We start from the raw sequence: 18,734 nt of genomic DNA on the forward strand, positions 1-18,734 counted from the left end.
TCAACGGTGCAAGGCTTGGCGAAGCGGCGCACGAATTGCCTGATGGCGCGTGGCGAAATGCCCAAGCGTGACGGCAGCGAGAGGGGTCATTCGCCCCTTGACCTTCCCAGTATGGGAAGGTCTAAGTTCCCAAATAACGCCATCGCGGCCCACCAGAGCGGGACATGCCGGCCAGCTGGCGGAGGGCTCGTGGCCAGCGTCAACCTGGCCAATGACAGGTGCCGTGATCGCACAACGACCGACGAGATCACCAACAACAACAAGCGAGGCAGGATGCCCCAGCGAAATCCTTCGCTACATGTCGTTCTGCACAATAACAAGCAAGAGGGTGAGACCCATGAATACTCAACACTGCCTCAAGGCGGTACCCGCCCTGCTCCGAGGGGTGGCTGTCGCTGTCATGATCGGCCCGATGGCCGCTTCGGCCTCGGCAGCCTCCGGTGGAAAAGTCGTCTTCGGTGAGCTGTTCACCCCGGCGTCGGGGTGGGCGGTGGAGACCATCGATGCCTATGTGCTGTCTCGGGCTGGCTGTCTGGAGGGGCTAGCGCGCATGGATTACGACGCCTCGATAAATCCGGCGCTGGCCGAGTCCTGGGAGCAGATATCGCCGACGGAGTGGGAGTTCCAGTTGCGCGAGGGGGTGACCTTTCATGACGGTTCCGCCTTGACGTCGCAAGTCGTCAGCGATCAGCTCAACCGGCTGTTGAACGTGGCGACCCCGCCCCCGGGTTTTTCGCCGAGCGTGATCGAGTCCGTCGAACCGGCCGGCGAGCATGTCGTGCGCATCGTCACCAAGGCACCGGATGTCTTCGTGCCCAACCGCCTGGCCAGTCCCAATACCGGTATCCTGTCGCCCGCAGCGTTTGCCAGTGACCGCATCAACCCAGTGGGGCATTGCACGGGGCCCTTCGAGATCGTGCGTGAGATTCCCCGCCAGGGCCTGGAGCTCAAGCGCAACGAGAACTATTGGGGAGGCGAGGTGATGCTGGCCGAAGGGGAGGTGCGCTACATCCCCGACGGGCAAGTGCGTTCCATGATGGTGGAAACCGGCGAGATTCATATCGCTCGCCAGATACCCGCGGCGGCACTGGCACAGATGGAGCGCTCGCAGAAGCTGAAGGTACATACCGTCGAGGCGCCGAGAACCACTTCGCTCTACCTCAACAACCGTCGTGCACCGCTGGATAACATCAAGGTTCGCCAGGCGATCCAGAGCGCCATCGACGTGGCCGGTATCGCCGAGGCGGTCTACGAAGGTTCGGTGAACCCGGCAGTGGGGCAGTTCTCCCCGAATACGCCCTGGGCACCGGAAAATGCTGCGGTCATTCCCCAGGACCTGGAGCTAGCCCGTCAACTGCTGGCGGAGTCGGGAATACCGGCGAGCGAACTGCAACTCGAACTCCTGGCTTATGTGGAGCGCCCGGTGCTGGCCGATCTGGCCGCGGTCATTCAGTTCCAGCTCCAGCAGTTGGGGATGAAAGTGAATATTCGAGTCTCGGAATATGGCGCTATCGAACCACAGCTGCTCGCAGGGGATTTCGACATGGTCCTGCTCTCGCGCGGCTACCTCACCGATGTGGCGGATCCGATCGGCACCCTGGCCGAGGATTATGGCTGTAATGGCAGCTACAACCTGTCCGGCTTCTGCGATCCGCAGGTGGATGCGCAGTTGGAAAGAGCGAGCGCCTTGGTGGAGCCCGAGGAGCGCAATGCCATCTATCGGGACATCGCCGCGCGCCTGCAGGAGGAAGCGGTGAATGTGTTCCTGATCCACGAGACCATCAGCGAGGCGGTCTCCAACACGGTGGAAAACTACCAGGTGCATGTCTATGAGCGCACCGCCTTCCACAAGGACCTGGGAGTGAACTCGCTCTAGCGGCTCGCCGTGAGGAAGCGCTGATGTCGCGAGTCCTGCATTGCGTCAGCGCTTCCCGAACGAAGATGACAACAACAACGGAGACCCCTCTGATGAACAGCCCGAGACTTCTGCCCCCAAAGACTGCCTTCCACGACCCTCGACCGGCAGAGCCCCGCGACACGTCGTGGCTGACTGGCCGCCGGTGAGGAGGGTGTCGATGCGACGCATGGCATCACGGCGCTTGGTTCCGACCGCGTCGGAGCGGGATCCGCGCAAACCCTGGGAGGGCTGACAAAATGCCTATATTCATCCTACGCCGCGTCGCGGTGCTGGTGTTGGCGCTGCTGGTCGTCACGTTTCTGGTCTTTCTCATCCCCTATATCGGGGAGACGGATCCGGTGCGGGCGCTGGCTCGGGCGCGTTTCGGTCGCCTCGACCTGGATGCGGCCACCATCGAGGCGCTACGCCTCGAGTTGGGAATGCACCGGCCGTTGATCGTGCAATATCTGGACTGGCTGCGCAGTGCGGTGACCGGCGATTTCGGCAACTCGTACATGAGCCGTGAACCTGTCGTCGAGCAGGTCTGGTCGGCGCTCAAGGTATCCGTCGTGCTGACGCTGGCGTCGCTGGGCTTCGCCTTCGCCGTGGCCGTTCCCGCCGGCAGCATTGCTGCCTTGCGGCGGGGCGGTTCCTTCGACATGGCGACCAAGTCGCTTAGCCAGGCGTTCGTCGCCGTGCCGGAATACTGGCTCGCCCCCATGAGCATCCTGGTCTTTGCGCTCTATCTGGGCTGGCTGCCGTCGGCGGGCTGGCGGGGGCCGGAGTCGGTGATCCTGCCGGCCCTGGCGCTGTCGCTGCGTCCCATGGGCTATTTCACCCAGGTCATGCGGGCCTCGATGATCGACGTGCTCAACTCCCCCCATATCGTGGCGGCACACAGCCGCGGCCTGAGCGTCCGGCGCACGCTGATCGCCCATGGCCTGCGCAACGCCCTGCTACCCGTGATCACGCTGTTCTCGGTGTGGATGGCGGGCCTGCTGGGCGGGGCGGTGGTCATCGAGGTCATCTTCGCGGTACCCGGCATGGGCCGGCTGGTCTACTCGGCGATCGTCAATGGCGACATTCCGGTGCTGCAGGCGGGCCTGGTCGCCATCGTGACCCTTGCCGTCGTGATCAACACGGTTACGGATCTGGCCTACACCGTTCTCAACCCGGTAGTGAGGATCGACAATGCCACAGCTTGATACCCCCCTATCGCCGGATAGCGTGCAGGGCATGAGATCGAGAATGGGCAACTTGCACCTGGCGAAGTCCTGGCTAGTCCATCTCTCCCGACACAACCGCACGCTGTTGGTGGCCGGCAGCGTATTCGCCACCGTGATAGTGCTCTTGCTGCTCACGCCATGGATAGCGCAACACGACCCTTCGGCGATGACGCTTGCGCAGCGCTTTGCAGGCCCCAGTGCGGAACACTGGCTGGGGCAGGATCATCTGGGCCGGGATGTCTTCAGTCGCCTGCTCTACGGCGGTCAGTTCTCGGTCTCGATTACCACCATCACCCTGGTGATCTCGGCCGTAGTCGGCACCCTGCTGGGCGTGATCAGTGCCCGGGCAGGGGGTGTCGTCGACGAGTTCCTGATGCGCCTCGTGGATCTGATGATCTCGTTTCCCGATGTGCTGGTGGCACTGCTCCTGGTCGCCATCCTGGGGCCGGGCTATGGCACGTTGATCCTCGCGCTCACCATTACCGGCTGGACGCCCTTTGCGCGGATGACACGTGGGCTGGCGCTGGAGATCAACGCCAAGGATTATATCCGGGCGGCGGAAATACTCGGCTGCTCGCGTACCTTCATCATCGTGTATCACGTGATTCCCAATGTCCTGAGGCCGCTGGCCACGATCGCGTTCCTGCGCTTCGGCCACAAGCTGATCACGGTGGGAAGCCTCTCCTTCCTGGGGCTTGGCGTGCAGCCGCCCGATACGGATTGGGCCGCGATGCTGGCCGAGGCACTGCCCTATCTGGATCGTGCCCCCGCCCTGGTACTGATTCCCGGCCTGGCCATCTTCATCACCGCGTTGAGCGTCACGCTGGTCGGGCAGGGCCTGGAGGCGCATCTGGATGCGAAGATGAAGTGGCGTCACGAAAGTAAATGAATGAGTTTCGATCGAGATAAGGAGAGTCGTCATGATGCAGCTGCATGCGGGACCGAAACCCGTCGTTCGCTCGACCATGTCGAGCATGGTCACCGAACAGATTCGCGATGCCATCCTGTCTGGTGCCTATCCGCCGGGCATGCAGTTGAACGAAAAACTGGTCGCCGAGAGCTGTGGCGTCAGTCGCGGGCCGGTCAGGGAGGCCATCCAACGCCTCCTGCAGGAGGGGCTGCTGGTCAGCGAGCCGCACCGTGGCGTTTTCGTGCTGGAGCTCACGGAGGACGATCTCGAGGACATCTATTTTACCCGGGATGCGGTAGAGCGCGCGGCATTGCGGCGCATTGTTCAGTCCGGTCGTGGAGAAGAGCTTTCCGTTCGACTCCGGGCCATCGTGGAGTCCATGAAAAAGGCCGTCGAGGAGGAGGAGTGGACCGAGGTCGCCTCCCTGGATATTCGCTTTCACTCCGAGCTGGTGAACGCCGCCGGCAGTCGGCGGCTGTCCCGCCTGTTTGCCACGCTGATGGCGGAAATGGGGCTCTGCCTCAATCAATTGCTCGGGGTATACAGCGGCCGCGGTCGGCTGATCGAAGAGCACGAGTACCTGGCAGAGCTGGTAGCGAGCGGTGACACCGAAAAGCTCGAAAAAGCCATGGCCGACCATCTCCAGGAACCGGTCGAAACCATCTGCAATGCCTGGGAAAGAGCGAGGCAGGAAAACGGAAAATTGGCGGCCTCGGGTATGGAAAAAGGCTGAGGCGCCATGCCGGATATCGAATAGGCGTGGCTAGACACAATCACCCACATAATCACAACAGAGGGGATGAAAAATGCTTGCCAACCAAACGACCGTGCAGCATCAGTTGCGACCGGAGGTATGCGCCCCGGTTCTCGAGGTCGAGCATCTCACCGTCGGTGTTCCTGGTGTCGGTGCCATCATCAACGACCTGAACCTGACCATTCGGCGCGGTGAGATTCTGGCCCTGGTCGGCGAATCGGGCTCCGGCAAGAGCATGACGGCGCGCAGCCTGATGCGCCTGATGCCTTCTGGCATCTCGATACTCGGAGGGTCGGTACGCGTCGGCGGGGAAGAGGTGCTTTCCCTGTCCGAGGAGAATTTCAACAAGATCCGTGGCTCCAGGATCGCGATGTTGTTTCAGCAGCCACACGTGATGCTTGATCCGACCTGCACGGTGGGCGCCCAGGCCGGCGAGGCGCTGCACGTCCACCAGCATCTGACCGCCGAAGAGGAGCACGAGCGGGTCGTCCAGCTGTTTCGCGACGTCGGGATCCCGGAGCCCGAAGAGCGGATGAAGTGCTATCCGCACCAGATGTCCGGGGGGATGGCGCAGCGGGTGATGATCGCCGCGGCACTGAGCGCCGATCCCGACCTGCTCATCGCCGACGAGCCGACCACGGCGCTGGACGTTACCGTACAGGCACAGATTCTGCAGCTGCTGGATCGCAAACGGCGTGAACGCAACCTCTCCATCCTGCTGATCACCCATGACCTTTCGGTGGTCTCGGCGATCGCGGACCGGGTGGCCGTGATGTACTCAGGCGAGATCGTGGAGCAGGGCACCACCGACGAGATCCTTCACAGCCCCAAGCACCCCTACACTCAATCGCTGATCCATTGTTCACTCCTGCAGGCGGATGAGTCGGGGGAGCTGTACGCCATTCCGGGCACGCCCCCGGAACTGCTGTCGGAGATCCCGGGGTGCCGGTTCCGTTCGCGCTGTCAGGTCGCCGAAAAGTGGGGGCACCCGGAAGTCTGCTCGCGGGTTGCCCCCCCGATGGTCGAGCACGGTGGCCCCGGCTGCTGCGCACGCTGCTGGGTCGGGGCGCCGAACGACGTCCAGGCGCAGGCCATCAGGATCTGTCAGACCGAACTGGAGGGCCATCGCGATGGCTGTTGAAACACGCACCATTCCTCACGTGGCGGGTGGCCCGATTCTGAACGTCACCGAGGCCATGAAATACTATCCGCTGCGCGGCGGTCTTTTCCGCCAGCGGCGGCAGGTACGTTCCGTGGATGGCATCACGCTTTCCGTGACCCCGGGCGAATCCCTGGGCCTGGTAGGCGAATCGGGCTGCGGCAAGAGTACCTTGGCGCGGCTGATTCTCGGCATGTCGTCGCTGACCTCGGGCCATATCGATATCGACGGTATCGACGTCTCGTCGGCCAGGGGCAGCGAGCGCAGGCGTCTGCGCCGCACCGTGCAACTGGTGTTCCAGGATCCGTTCAGTGCGCTGGATCCTCGCATGACGATAGGCCGCAGCCTGTATGCGCCGCTTTCCCAGAACCGCATCGGGACCCGGCCCGAGCGGCTGCAGCGGATCATTCGGGCCCTGGACGATGTCGGCCTGGATTCGAGCTTCATCAACCGCTTCCCCAGCCAGTGCTCCGGGGGGCAGCTGCAGCGGGTGGTGATCGCGCGTGCCCTGCTACTCGAGCCGAAGGTGCTGGTGTGCGACGAGCCCACCTCGGCGCTGGATTCCTCGATGCGCTCCCAGATCCTGAATCTCCTGGCATCGCTCAGGAAGCGCTATGATCTCACCCTGGTGGTCATCTCCCATGACCTGCGCGTGGTGCATTACCTCTGCGATCGAGTGGCGGTGATGTACCTGGGCCGCATCGTCGAGGTGGCCGAGAGCGAGGAGCTCTTCGCGAACCCGCTGCATCCCTACACCCGCTCGCTGATCAACGCCTCGATGCTCGAGGAGAAAGGACTCGAAGGGTGTGCCATGGCACGCGGTGAACCGCCAAGCCCAATTGCACCGCCGCCGGGTTGCAGTTTCCATCCCCGCTGCCCCATTGCCAGGCCGGCGTGCAGCCGTTCCCTTCCCGAATTGATCGCCACCAGCGAGGGGCACCAGGTTCGCTGCCCCTATCATGCCGCTGCGCCAGGGGAGGGTGACCCTGCCGGTCGGCTGGACATGGCGGCAGCGAGTTCCGGCTAGCGAGGTGGATCATGTTCGAACCCCTGCAGGATTGGCGATACCGCCGTCTGTTCTCTGCCCAGTGCATGGCACTGCTGGGTACGGGCCTTGCCACCATCGCGCTGGCGCTGCTGGCCTACGAGCTGGCGCAAGAGCGGGCGGGGGTGGTCATGGGCACGGCACTGGCTATCAAGATGGTCGCCTACGTCATCGTCGCACCGCTGGCGCAGGCCTTCGCCGAACGCTTGCCCCGACGTCAGGTGCTGATCGTTCTGGAAATGCTGCGTGGCAGCGTGGTGCTGCTGCTCCCCTTCGTCACCGAGGTGTGGCAGGTCTACGTACTGATCTTCGTGCTGCAGTCGGCATCGGCGGCGTTCACGCCGACGCTGCAGGCCACGATTCCCGCGGTGCTGCGAGAGGAGCGTCGCTATGTGAAGGGGCTCGCCCTGACCCGGCTGGCGCACGACCTGGAAAACCTTCTCAGTCCCCTGCTGGCCGCCTATCTGTTGACCCTGATGTCCTTCAACCTGCTGTTCGTCGGCACGGCGCTGGGAATGTTCGCATCGGCGGCGATCATCGCCATGACTGCGCTGCCACGCGTCGAGCGCGCCGAGCAGCGTTCCTACACCGCCCGCGCACTGCGGGGAGTGAAGATCTTCCTCCATACCCCCAGCCTGAAGGGGCTCACCGCCATCCACTTCGCCATCGCCGCGGGCGGTGCCATGGTGCTGGTGAACACCGTGGTCTACGTGCAGGGCGTGCTGGGGTTGGGGCAGCGCGAGGTGGCGCTGGTCATGGCCTGCTTCGGTGCCGGTTCCATGAGCGTGGCGCTGCTGGTGCCTCACATCATCCATCGTGTCCGGGACCGGACCATCATGCTGGCGGGCTGCCTGGCCACCGTGGTGGCGATGGCCATCGGGGCGCTGACACCGCAGACGCTATGGAGCCTGCTGCTGCTTTGGCCGCTACTGGGGGCTGCCCTGGGGGCGGGTGTGACCACGGCGGGGCGGGTACTGCTCCATTCGTCCAGGGAGAGTGATCGCCCTGCGGTCTTTGCGGCGCATTTCTCCATTTCGCATGCGGCCTGGTTGGTGACCTATCCCACCGCCGGCGTGGTGGGCGCCCGATATGGTCTCGATGCTGCCTTCCTGGTGCTTGGCGTGCTGGCGCTGCTGGGAACCGTGCTGGCCGTGCGCGCCTGGCCGGCCGGGCTGGTGCTGACGGTGGAGCATGAGCATGCGGACCTGTCCCCCGACGACCCTCACCTCGCGGATGCCCAGGGAGGGCGCCACGCCCACCCCATCGTGATCGACGATCTGCATGGCAACTGGCCAGCCCCGGGTGGCCGAGTGGGGCGCCTGTAAAGGGACTCGATCTGTGGTGATGGCCCTGGCCGCCGGTCAGGCTTCGATATCGGTCGGCCAGCGAGTCTCCTTGCGCTACCGCTCAGCTCGCCAGATAGCGTTCGGCGAGCGCGACGTGCAGGCGAATCCCGGTTGCCAGCACGTCGTCGTTGAAGTCGTAACGGGGGTGGTGCAGCGGTACCTCTGCGTCGCCGCGCCCCTGACCCAGCCAGAGATAAGCGCCCTTGCACGCCTGCAGCATGAAGGCGAAATCCTCCGAGGTGAAGGCCGGTTCCGCGGCGAGTTCGGCGTGGGCCACGCCGGCGGCGGCGGCCAACGCCTCGTCGGCGGCAGCCGCGTCATTGATCGTCGCCGGGTAGTAGCGCTGGTAGGTCACGCTCACGCGTGTGCCGCTGGCGAGGGCGACGCCCGCTGCGACCTGCCGCAGGGCTTCCTCGATCTTGTCCTGCACCGCGATGTCGAAGGTGCGCACCGTGCCGACGACACGGACCGCGGCGGGCAGGACATTGTGCGAACTTCCGCCTTCAATCCGGGTGACCGAGAGCACCGCCGTGGACATCGGCGGAATCCGGCGAGACACCAGCCCGTTGAGCTGGGTGACGAGGTCGCTGGCGGCCAGGATCGCGTCGGGCGTCTTGTGCGGCATCGCGGCATGGGCGCCGCGCCCTTCAACCAGGATGTCGAACTTGTCGGCCGCCGCCATGATGGGCCCCGGCCGCGTCGAAACCGTCCCGGCCGGAAGGTCCGGCCAGTTGTGGAGGGCGAAAACCCGGTCGCAGGGAAACCGCTCGAACAACCCATCCTCGACCATGGCCCGGGCGCCGGCGTGTCCTTCCTCGGCCGGCTGAAAAATGAAATGGACGGTACCGTCGAAGCGACGGGTGCGCGCCAGCTGCTGGGCGGCGCCGAGCAGCATCGCCACATGGCCATCGTGGCCGCAGCCATGGAAGACACCCGGGGTGCGGCTGGCGTAGGGCAGTCCGGTCTCCTCATGGAAAGGCAGCGCATCCATGTCGGCACGCAAGCCGATAGCGCGTTCGGAACTGCCTACCTTCAGGGAGGCGACGACACCGGTTCCGCCGATGCCCGCATGAACTTCCAGCCCGAGCTGGCGCAGCGCCTCTTCTATCTTGCGCGACGTACGGCGTTCTTCGTAGGCAAGTTCGGGGTGGGCATGCAGATCGCGGCGAAACGATACCAGCGGCGCTACCAGATCATCGATTTCCGATCCCTTGTCTGACATTTTCAGCCTCCGTCGAGCAGCTTCAGCCATGTCCCGCCCCCTCGGGTTGCCGGAAGGGCGTGCTCATATCATGCACGAGAGCAGCGACAGTATCTTGCCGATACCGGGTGGTTTAATGACATTTCCTACCGTTCACTCTGCGAAATGAGCAGCCCGTACCGCGTGGCTGGCGTTACAGTGGACGGCAACGGAACACACTGACTTTGTTCGCGCTTTACCGCGGCGCTGAGGGTCGAAACCGGCATCCACCAGTTCGCGATCGCCAGCCAGGCGTTTTTCTGAGCCCGGCCACTTCGAGCCCGTATTTTCTTGCCCATCTCGGGAGCTCACTGTCGTCACAAGGATCGATTTCCATGACCTCGCCCATCGCACATCTCAACAACGCAGGCCGTCTCGATCGCATGTTCATCGACGGCGAGTGGACCTTGCCAGAGCGCTCGACCCGAAGTGCTGTCGTCGACCCCTCGACGGAGGAGCCCATTGCCGAGATCGCCCTGGGCAGTAGTGCGGATGTCGATACGGCGGTGGCCGCGGCAAGGCGCGCCTTTGCGGGCTGGGCCGCCACCTCCGCCGAGAGCCGGGCCACGCTTCTGGATCGCGTCCACGCCCTGATCCTCGAGCGTGCGGAATGGTTCGCCCAGGCGATCTCGCTGGAAATGGGGGCGGCCATCGGCTATGCGCGCAGCGCTCAGGTGCCGCTGGCGGCGGAGCACATTCGCGTGGCACGGGACAACCTGGCCACTTACCCGTTCCTCTCACATCGCGGCACCACGGCCATCCTGCGCGAGCCGATCGGCGTGTGCGGCCTGATCACGCCCTGGAACTGGCCGCTTTACCAGATCACCGCCAAGGTGGGGGCTGCCCTGGCGGCAGGGTGTACGGTCGTGCTGAAGCCCAGCGAGCTGTCCCCCCTGAGCGCCTTGCTCTTCGCCGAAGTGGTGCAGGACGCCGGGTTCCCGCCGGGCGTCTTCAACCTGGTGAACGGCGATGGCCCCGGGGTCGGTGCGGCCCTGTCGGCCCACCCCGAGGTGGACATGATCTCGCTGACCGGCTCGACCCGGGCCGGCGTCCTGGTGAGCCAGGCGGCAGCGCCGACGGTGAAGCGCGTGGCCCTGGAACTCGGCGGCAAGTCGCCCAACGTCATCCTGCCGGATGCGGACCTGGCTCGTGCCGTCGCACCTGGTGTGGCGGCCGCGTTCCGCAACCTCGGGCAGTCCTGCAGCGCTCCTACGCGTATGATCGTGCCCCGCCGGCACCTCCGGGAGGTCGAGCGTCTCGCGCGCGAGGCGGTATCCAGCATGGTGGTCGGCGATCCGCGTGCGGAGGCGACGACCCATGGCCCGGTGGCGAACCGCGCCCAGTTCGAGCGCGTACGGCAGATGATCGACGTCGGGATCGGCGAGGGCGCACGGCTCGTGTGCGGGGGGGCTGGCCGGCCCGAGGGCCTGAACCGGGGCTTCTATGTCCGCCCCACCGTCTTCTCCGAGGTGCGGACTGGAATGAGGATCGCTCAGGAGGAAATCTTCGGGCCGGTCCTCTGCGTCATTCCCTATGACACCGTTGACGAAGCCGTGGCGATTGCCAACGACACAGTCTACGGCCTCGGCGCCCATGTCCAGGGCGAGAATCTCGAGGCGGCGCGGGCCGTGGCGGCTCGGATCCGCTCCGGACAGGTGCACATCAATTATCCGGCCTGGGACCCCAACGCACCCTTCGGCGGCTACAAGCGCTCGGGAAACGGCCGCGAATACGGCATCGAGGGCATGGAGGAGTATCTGGAGACGAAATCCGTGCTCGGATTCTCGTGAGCCCCGGCGAAGCGTCATTCATGCCGGGAATGGGACGCAACGCGCCGGACAGAGCCATCCTCCGGATCGTGATGAGATCGGTGGCGAATCAGGGGGCCACGGATACGCGCCGTACCCTCGGCCCCCTCAGTACTACGCCAGCTCGTTGGGATAGCCGGCTTCCTTGAGGACAGCAGCCAGGGCCGCCGTATCGGCGCTGCTCTCGACGGTCACTTGGCGCTGCTCAAGGTCGATGTCCACGCTGGCATTGGCATCGACAGCCTTGATCGCGGTGGTGACGGTCGAGGCGCAGTGGCCACAGGTCATCTGGGGGACATTGAATGTCGGCATGATCCTTCCTCATTGGGTTTTGGGGAGTTTTCAGCCTAAGGCTTCCCACCATTGGAAGGTCAAGCGGGAAAGCAAGGTTATCCGCCGCCCTCGGCGGGCTGGGTACCGGCATGTCCTCAATGGCAGCTTCGGGCGCTTGGCGGCGCAAGGGAAGAGGACGTCTTTCCCGAAGTTTCCTATTCTTGGTGAGTTGGCCCCACCGTCCGGGGTTCAAGGCAGGCACCTCTCAGTGGTTCGAGATGGGGTATCCCTGCGTGTCCATGACTTGGAGGTACCCGATGAATATCGGTCAAGCGTCGAAGGCATCCGGCATCTCGGAAAAGATGATTCGCTACTACGAGAGCATCGGCCTGATTTCCCCGGTGCGACGCACGGAGTCGGGATACCGGATCTTCAGCGAGAAGGACGTCCACGCGCTTCGTTTCATCTCTCGGGCCCGTGACCTGGGCTTCTCGGTGGAGCAGATGGGTAACCTGCTCGCCCTGTGGCAGGACCGGCATCGGGCCAGTGCCGACGTCAAGGCTGTGGCTCAGGCGCACATCGAGGAGCTGGACCTCAAGATCAAGAAGTTGCAGGACATGCGCCAGACCCTGGAACACCTGGTGGACCATTGCCACGGAGACAAGCGGCCGGATTGCCCGATCCTGAGTGGCTTGGCGGCAGAGAACGACGCAGAAAGCGTCGAGCTCGATGCCGAAACGTCCTAGCGCGCCATTTCTCGTTACAATGGTTTTGTCGCTATCACCACGGCGCGCCTTGGCGCCGGATACCCCTCGCGGGTCTTGCTCGGATCGTTCGGGTCGAGAAAGTCGGCCAGCGACTGGAAGGTCATCCACTCGGTGGAGCGCTGCTCATCCAGCGTGGTGACCGCCTCGTCCACCACGCGCACGTTAATGAGCCCGCAACGTTCGAGCCACTGGCAGAGTGCCTTCGAAGAAGGCAGGAAGTAGACGTTGGGCATGGCGGCGTAGCGCTCGCCGGGCAGCAGTACGGTGGTAGCGTCGCCTTCCACTACCAGCGTTTCCAGCACCAATTCGCCGCCGGGGCGCAGGGCGTCCTTCAATTGCAGCAGGTGTTCCAGCGGCGAGGGGCGGTGGTAGAGCACACCCATGGAGAACACCGTGTCGAAGAAGGCGAGCTTCTCCGGCATCTCCTCGATGCCCACCGGCAGGAAATGGGTGCGCCCGCCGTCGGCGTCGCCGACGAAATGACGCAGCGCCTGGAATTGATAATAGAAGCGCGGCGAGGGGTCGATCACCAGCACGAAGGCAGCACCGGCGCCGGTCATGCGCCAGGCGTGGTAGCCGCTGCCACCCCCGACGTCGAGTACTCGCCTGCCGCGCAGGTCGGTGAGATGTGGCGCCACCCGCCGCCACTTCCAGTCGGAGCGCCACTCGGTGTCGATGTGGATGCCGGCGAGCCGGTAGGGGCCCTTGCGCCACGGCGCGAGCTTCTTCAACAGGTTCTCGCACTGGCGGCGCCGGCTATCGTCGAGGGCGCAATCCACCGTCACCGTATCGGCATCCAACTGGACATCACGCACCTCGGGCAGCGCAGGCAGCTTGGCCACCGCTTTCTCCCAGGCCGGCAAGTCGCCGTAGCGCTTGCGGTCGAGCCCTTGGGCCAGCTGTTCCGGCAGGCGAGCGAGCCAGCGCTCCAGGCCCTGATCGATGAAGGCGCGGTAAAGCGGACGCTGATCAGCAGGTATCGCCACCTCAGGCCTCCTTGAACGCAATCATCGAGGCGAAGTTGAGATACTGGAACCAGGTCAGCGAACGTGGGAAGCCGGCCTGTGCCAGGCGAGCGTGGTGCGCCTCGAGGGTGTCCGGCACCAGCACGTTCTCCAGCGCCGTGCGCTTCTGGCTGATTTCCATGTCGCTATAGCCGTTGGCACGCTTGAAGTCGTGATAGCGCTCCACCCGCCAGGCGTTGTCGCGCTCGTCGGGGTCGATCACCTTTTCCGAAAGCACCAGCACGCCGCCCGGCTCCAGCGCCGCGTAGAGTCTGGCGATGACGGCGTCCCGGTCCTCCGGCGGCAGGAACTGCAGGGTGAAGTTGAGGATCACCATGCCCGAGGGCTGGTAGTCGAGGGTGCGGATATCGCCTTCGACTACCTCGATGGCGTGCTGAGGGCATTCGGCAGCGAGGGTCTCGCGGGCTCGGGCGACCATGGCCGGGGAGAGATCCACCGCGGTGAGGCGGAAGGCATCCGCAGGCAACTGGCCGGCCAGCGCCAGGCTGGCGGCGCCCAGCGAGCAGCCCAGGTCGTAGACGTGGGCGCCGTGGCGCAGGTGACGCCCGGCGATCAGCCCCAGCATGCCCAGGATCTGGCCGTAGCCCGGCACCGAGCGGCGGATCATGTCGGGGAAGCAGGCCACCACGCGTTCGTCGAAGGAGAAGCGGGCAACCCGGTCCAGGGGTGTGGAAAAGATCGCGTCGCGATAAGATGCGTCACTCATGAGCAGGCCGGTAACATGGAACAGGCCGGTATTCTACGCCGGCTGCCGGCCGGCTGCACGGATGGCGCGCCGTATCGGCGGCGTGATGCGCACAAGCCGACCCGCGTCTACATCCTGTTGGGCACGCACTGTGGATTTACAGGCGGATACAAGGCTAGCCTGTGGGCGAAGGATTCGCTCGTCTCACGCTGGCCGTCAACGACGCGGTTGCTCCCGCACTACGTCAAGGAGGATTGCTATGAACCACGCCCCAATCGACCAGACTGGCGCCTGGCAGCAGCTGCTGGAACACGCCGAGGAGATGCGCACCACCCACCTGAGCGAGCTGTTCGTCGACCAGGCGCGTGGCCGCGCCTTCATGCGGCAGGCGGCAGGTTTGACCCTCGACCTGTCGAAGCAGCGCTGGAGCGATACGACGCTCGCGCTGCTGCTCGACCTGGCCCGCGAAGCCGGGGTTCCGGAAGGTATCCAGGCGCTGCTGGCCGGAGAGCGTGTCAATGTCAGCGAGGATCGCCCGGCGTTGCATACGGCGCTGCGCCTGCCCGCCGAGGCTTCGCTGATCGTCGATGGTGAGGACGTGGTGCCCGGCGTGCACGCCACGCTGGACCGCATGGCCACCATGGTCGCGCGCCTGCACGCCCGTCAGTGGCGCGGCGCCACCGGCCGACCGATTCACGACGTGGTCAACCTGGGCGTGGGCGGCTCCGATCTCGGCCCGCTGATGGTGACCCACGCACTGGCCGACTATCGACCCGCCGATGCCCATCATGTCGAAGTGCATTTCGCCTCCACCATGGACGGCTCGCAGCTCGCCGATTACCTCAACCGCTTCAATCCCGAGACCACGCTATTCGTGATCTCGTCGAAGTCCTTCACCACCATCGACACCCTGTCGAATGCGCGTACCGCCCGTGACTGGTTGATGGCGCGGCTGGTGAACGACGGTATCCAGGGAGTGGACGAAGAAATGGTGATGCGCCAGCACTTCGTCGGGGTCTCGGCCAAGCCCGAGAAGATGAGGGAGTGGGGTATCGCCGAGGCCAACCAGCTGCTGTTCTGGGAGTGGGTCGGCGGGCGTTACTCGCTGTGGGGTGCCATTGGGCTACCCATTGCCCTGGTGATCGGCATGGCCAACTTTCGCGAGCTGCTGGCCGGCGCCCATGCCATGGATGAGCATTTCGCCAAGGCGTCTCTCGGTGACAACCTGCCGGTGCTGCTGGCGCTGGCGGGCATCTGGAACGTCAACTTCCTCGACATCCGTGCCCACTCGATCCTGCCCTACGACGGCCGCCTGGAGCACTTCGCCGCTTACCTCGAACAGCTCGAGATGGAGTCCAACGGCAAGTCGGCGACCCACGAGGGACGCCAGGTCAGCTACTCGACCTGCCCGGTGCTGTGGGGGCAGCTCGGCCCCAATGCCCAGCACGCCTTCTACCAGCTGCTGCACCAGGGGACCCAGCCGGTGGTGTGCGACTTCATCGCTCCGCTCAAGCGTTACGATGACGTGGAAGATGTGGCGACCCGCAGGCATTTGATGTCCCAGCATCGCCTGACACTGGCCAACTGCTTCGCCCAGTCGCGCCTGCTGATGCTCGGCGACGATGCCATCGACGAGCCAGGCGAGCGGCCCGGGCACAAGCGATACCGGGGCAACCAGCCCTCAACCACGCTGCTGCTCGATCGCCTGACGCCGGCCACTCTTGGGGCCTTGATTGCGCTCTATGAGCACAAGGTATTCGTCCAGGCCACCATCTGGGGCATCAATCCCTTCGACCAGTGGGGCGTCGAGCTGGGCAAGCAGATCGCCGGCGAGACCGAACGCATCCTGGCCGATCATCACGGTCACGAGGGCATGGATGCTTCCACCCGGGCCCTGCTCGAAGCGGTCTGGCATGCCGAGCGGGAAGAGTGACCGTTGAAGCAAGGCGAAAGGGGATAACGTGGAAGGGCTGGCAATGTATACAGTGGGTTCGGTATGCTGAACGCGCCCTTGGCGCCGCTGCCGGCCAGCGGCGTGCTTTACCTGCACGGTTTCAATAGCGGCTACGGCTCGCCCAAGGCAGTGTTGATGCGGGCCGCCTGCGCTGCGCTGGCGCTGCCCTGCGAGACGCCGCAGCTGCCGCATCGCCCCGCGGCAGCCCTGCAGCTTGCCGAAGCGCTGCTGGAGGGGCTAGGCCCGAACCCGCTGCTGGTCGGCAGCTCGATGGGCGGTTTTCTGGTCACCTGCCTGGCCGAGCGTCACGACCTGTCGGCGGCGCTGGTCAACCCGGCGGTGCGGCCGGTGCGGCTGGTGTCGGAGTGGGTTGGCGAGGCCTTCGTCAATGAGCATACCGGCGAGCGCTTCGTCATCGAGACGGCGCATCGTGAGGAGCTGGCAGCGCTGACACCGCGGCGAGTCTCTCCCGAGCGTTACCTGCTGCTGCTGGGAACCGCCGACGAGACGCTGGACCCGGCGGATGCCTTCGCGCTCTATCGGGGCGCCAGGACGCTCCTGCACCCCGGAGGGGACCATGTGTTCAGCACGCTGGAGGCGTACCTGCCGGCAATCTTGGCGCACGGTGGGCATCGTCTGGAGCCGAGGTGCGTGACCGTCGCGTTCCCGGGTTGATTCCGATCGTGCGGGACAGGCTTCAGGGCGGGAGCGGGAACCCTGCAGGGAGCGCAATCGAATTCGTAACGGCTTTGGGACACGCATGACACAGTACAGTGCCAGCTCAATCGAAGTTCTTTCCGGTCTCGACCCGGTGCGCAAGCGCCCCGGCATGTACACCGACACCACCCGGCCTAACCACCTGGTCCAGGAGGTCATCGACAACAGCGTCGACGAGGCGCTGGCTGGCCATGCCCGAGAGGTCAACGTGCGCCTGCTCGATGACGGCGGCATCGAGGTTTCCGATGATGGCCGCGGCATGCCCATCGACATCCACCCCGAGCACGGTGTCTGCGGGATCGAGCTGATCCTCACCCGGCTCCACGCCGGCGGCAAGTTTTCCCAGTCCAGCTATCGCTTCTCCGGCGGCCTGCATGGCGTCGGCGTGTCGGTGGTGAACGCCCTGTCGCGGCGCCTGGAGGTCGAGGTGATGCGCGACGGCGCTCGCCACGGCATGGCCTTCGAGCATGGCGACAAGGTGTCGGAGCTGACCGAGATCGGCAGCGTGGCCAAGCGTACCACTGGTACCCTGGTACGCTTCTGGCCGGACGAGTCCTACTTCGACAGCCCGCGGCTGGCCATGGGGCGGCTCAAGCACCTGCTGCGGGCCAAGGCGGTACTCTGCCCGGGGCTCAAGGTTACCTTGGTGGAGACCGACGGCGCCGAGAGCGTATGGCAGTACGAGGATGGCCTGCGCGACTACCTGGCACAGGCCACCGATGGCTTCGAAGTGCTGCCGGCCTCGCCCTTGATCGGCCACTTTGCCGACGACGATCAGGCGGTGGACTGGGCGGTGCAGTGGCTCCCCGAAGGCGGCGAGACGCTGATGGAGAGCTACGTCAACCTGATTCCTACGCCCCAGGGCGGCACCCACGTCAACGGGCTGCGTTCGGGCCTGCTCGAGGCGCTGCGCGAGTTCTGCGAATACCGCAACCTGCTGCCGCGGGGCGTCAAGCTCACCGCCGAGGACCTGTGGGAGCGCGTCGCCTACGTGCTCTCGGTGAAGATGCTCGACCCGCAGTTCGCCGGCCAGACCAAGGAGCGCCTGTCGTCGCGCACCGTGGCGGCCTTTGTCTCCAGCGTGGTGAAGGATGCCTTCTCGCTGTGGCTCAATCATCACGTCGACCAGGCCGAGGCGCTGGCCGAGCTGGTCATCAGTGCTGCCCAGCGGCGCCAGAAGAGCGCCAAGAAGGTGGCGCGCAAGAAAGTCACCGCCGGCCCCGCGCTGCCCGGCAAGCTGGCCGACTGTTCCGGCCAGGACCCGGCCCAGGGCGAGCTGTTCCTGGTGGAGGGCGATTCGGCTGGCGGCAGCGCCAAGCAGGCGCGCAACCGCGAGACCCAGGCGATCCTGCCGCTGCGCGGCAAGATCCTCAATACCTGGGAGGTCGACAGCCACGACATCTACGGCTCCCAGGAGGTTCACGACATCGCGGTTGCCGTGGGCATGGATCCGGGCAGCGACGATCTCAGCCAGCTGCGCTACCACAAGATCTGCATTCTCGCCGATGCCGACTCCGACGGCCTGCATATCGCCACGCTGCTATGTGCGCTGTTCGTGCGTCACTTCCCGGCGCTGGTAGATGCCGGCCACGTCTACGTCGCCATGCCGCCGCTCTACCGTATCGACCTGGGCAAGGAGGTGCACTACGCGCTGGACGAAAGCGAGAAGGCGGCGATACTGCGCCGCCTCGAGGGCAAGCGCGGCACGCCCAACGTACAGCGCTTCAAGGGCCTGGGTGAGATGAGCCCGCTGCAGCTGCGCGAGACCACTATGGCGGTGGAGACTCGCCGCCTGGTGCAGCTCACTCGCGAGGTCGGCGACGGCACCATGGAGATGATGGACATGCTGCTGGCCAAGAAGCGCGCGTCGGACCGCAAGAGCTGGCTCGAAGACTACGGCAACCTCGCTGACATAGAGGTCTGATCCC

16 protein-coding genes are annotated in these 18,734 nt (G+C 65.0%); 12 read left to right on the forward strand and 4 right to left on the reverse strand.

The window, feature by feature from the left end; translation table 11 throughout:
* Window positions 1–337: 337 nt before the first annotated feature.
* The 7 genes from ACRWQA_RS06090 (at window position 338) to ACRWQA_RS06120 (ending at window position 8,316) form a co-directional block, all read left to right on the forward strand.
* Complete coding sequence (locus ACRWQA_RS06090; RefSeq protein WP_263580698.1) at window positions 338–1,876, forward strand: ABC transporter substrate-binding protein; 1,539 nt, start codon at window positions 338–340, stop codon at window positions 1,874–1,876.
* Window positions 1,877–2,154: 278 nt separating this feature from the next.
* Window positions 2,155–3,102 (forward strand): ABC transporter permease, encoded by a 948-nt coding sequence (locus ACRWQA_RS06095; RefSeq protein WP_263580697.1) that lies wholly within the window; start codon window positions 2,155–2,157, stop codon window positions 3,100–3,102.
* Between the two features lie 43 nt (window positions 3,103–3,145).
* The gene (locus tag ACRWQA_RS06100; RefSeq protein WP_263580696.1) at window positions 3,146–4,012 is read left to right on the forward strand and encodes an ABC transporter permease; all 867 of its coding nucleotides are present in this window, start codon (window positions 3,146–3,148) and stop codon (window positions 4,010–4,012) included.
* A gap of 31 nt (window positions 4,013–4,043) precedes the next feature.
* Window positions 4,044–4,766, forward strand: coding sequence for a GntR family transcriptional regulator (locus ACRWQA_RS06105; protein ID WP_446326260.1), 723 nt, complete (start codon window positions 4,044–4,046; stop codon window positions 4,764–4,766).
* A 73-nt stretch (window positions 4,767–4,839) separates the two neighbouring features.
* Window positions 4,840–5,928 (forward strand): ABC transporter ATP-binding protein, encoded by a 1,089-nt coding sequence (locus ACRWQA_RS06110; protein ID WP_434232580.1) that lies wholly within the window; start codon window positions 4,840–4,842, stop codon window positions 5,926–5,928.
* Window positions 5,918–6,973 carry an oligopeptide/dipeptide ABC transporter ATP-binding protein gene (locus ACRWQA_RS06115; protein WP_434232577.1) on the forward strand — a complete coding sequence of 352 codons (1,056 nt, stop codon included), beginning with the start codon at window positions 5,918–5,920 and terminating at the stop codon, window positions 6,971–6,973. Before ACRWQA_RS06110 ends, ACRWQA_RS06115 begins: the two co-directional genes overlap by 11 nt.
* A gap of 11 nt (window positions 6,974–6,984) precedes the next feature.
* Entirely contained in the window at window positions 6,985–8,316 is a 1,332-nt protein-coding gene (locus tag ACRWQA_RS06120) for an MFS transporter (protein WP_434232574.1), read from the forward strand.
* 82 nt (window positions 8,317–8,398) lie between these two features.
* On the opposite strand, the gene ACRWQA_RS06125 is transcribed toward ACRWQA_RS06120, so the two are convergent.
* Complete coding sequence (locus ACRWQA_RS06125) at window positions 8,399–9,559, reverse strand: M20 aminoacylase family protein (RefSeq protein ID WP_434232572.1); 1,161 nt, start codon at window positions 9,557–9,559, stop codon at window positions 8,399–8,401.
* Between the two features lie 353 nt (window positions 9,560–9,912).
* Between ACRWQA_RS06125 and ACRWQA_RS06130 the strand changes: the two genes are divergently transcribed.
* The gene (locus ACRWQA_RS06130; protein ID WP_446326261.1) at window positions 9,913–11,367 is read left to right on the forward strand and encodes an aldehyde dehydrogenase family protein; all 1,455 of its coding nucleotides are present in this window, start codon (window positions 9,913–9,915) and stop codon (window positions 11,365–11,367) included.
* 132 nt (window positions 11,368–11,499) lie between these two features.
* On the opposite strand, the gene ACRWQA_RS06135 is transcribed toward ACRWQA_RS06130, so the two are convergent.
* Window positions 11,500–11,697 (reverse strand): heavy-metal-associated domain-containing protein, encoded by a 198-nt coding sequence (locus ACRWQA_RS06135; RefSeq protein ID WP_263580689.1) that lies wholly within the window; start codon window positions 11,695–11,697, stop codon window positions 11,500–11,502.
* A 278-nt stretch (window positions 11,698–11,975) separates the two neighbouring features.
* On the opposite strand from ACRWQA_RS06135, the gene cueR reads away from it, so the two are divergent.
* The gene (gene cueR / locus ACRWQA_RS06140) at window positions 11,976–12,404 is read left to right on the forward strand and encodes a Cu(I)-responsive transcriptional regulator (RefSeq protein ID WP_263580688.1); all 429 of its coding nucleotides are present in this window, start codon (window positions 11,976–11,978) and stop codon (window positions 12,402–12,404) included.
* 14 nt (window positions 12,405–12,418) lie between these two features.
* Here cueR and cmoB read toward each other — a convergent pair whose 3' ends face one another.
* Window positions 12,419–13,411 (reverse strand): tRNA 5-methoxyuridine(34)/uridine 5-oxyacetic acid(34) synthase CmoB, encoded by a 993-nt coding sequence (gene cmoB / locus ACRWQA_RS06145; protein ID WP_434232401.1) that lies wholly within the window; start codon window positions 13,409–13,411, stop codon window positions 12,419–12,421.
* Between the two features lies 1 nt (window position 13,412).
* Window positions 13,413–14,156, reverse strand: a complete 744-nt coding sequence (cmoA, locus tag ACRWQA_RS06150) for a carboxy-S-adenosyl-L-methionine synthase CmoA (RefSeq protein WP_434232398.1) — start codon at window positions 14,154–14,156, stop codon at window positions 13,413–13,415.
* A 238-nt stretch (window positions 14,157–14,394) separates the two neighbouring features.
* On the opposite strand from cmoA, the gene pgi reads away from it, so the two are divergent.
* The 3 genes from pgi to parE all read left to right on the forward strand — a co-directional run bounded on the left by pgi (window position 14,395) and on the right by parE (window position 18,730).
* Window positions 14,395–16,068 carry a glucose-6-phosphate isomerase gene (gene pgi, locus ACRWQA_RS06155; RefSeq protein WP_434232396.1) on the forward strand — a complete coding sequence of 558 codons (1,674 nt, stop codon included), beginning with the start codon at window positions 14,395–14,397 and terminating at the stop codon, window positions 16,066–16,068.
* A 63-nt stretch (window positions 16,069–16,131) separates the two neighbouring features.
* Entirely contained in the window at window positions 16,132–16,764 is a 633-nt protein-coding gene (locus ACRWQA_RS06160; protein ID WP_434232393.1) for a YqiA/YcfP family alpha/beta fold hydrolase, read from the forward strand.
* Between the two features lie 85 nt (window positions 16,765–16,849).
* Entirely contained in the window at window positions 16,850–18,730 is a 1,881-nt protein-coding gene (gene parE / locus ACRWQA_RS06165; RefSeq protein ID WP_434232391.1) for a DNA topoisomerase IV subunit B, read from the forward strand.
* Window positions 18,731–18,734: the final 4 nt, after the last annotated feature.

The sequence above is a fragment of the Billgrantia sp. C5P2 genome (assembly GCF_051062895.2).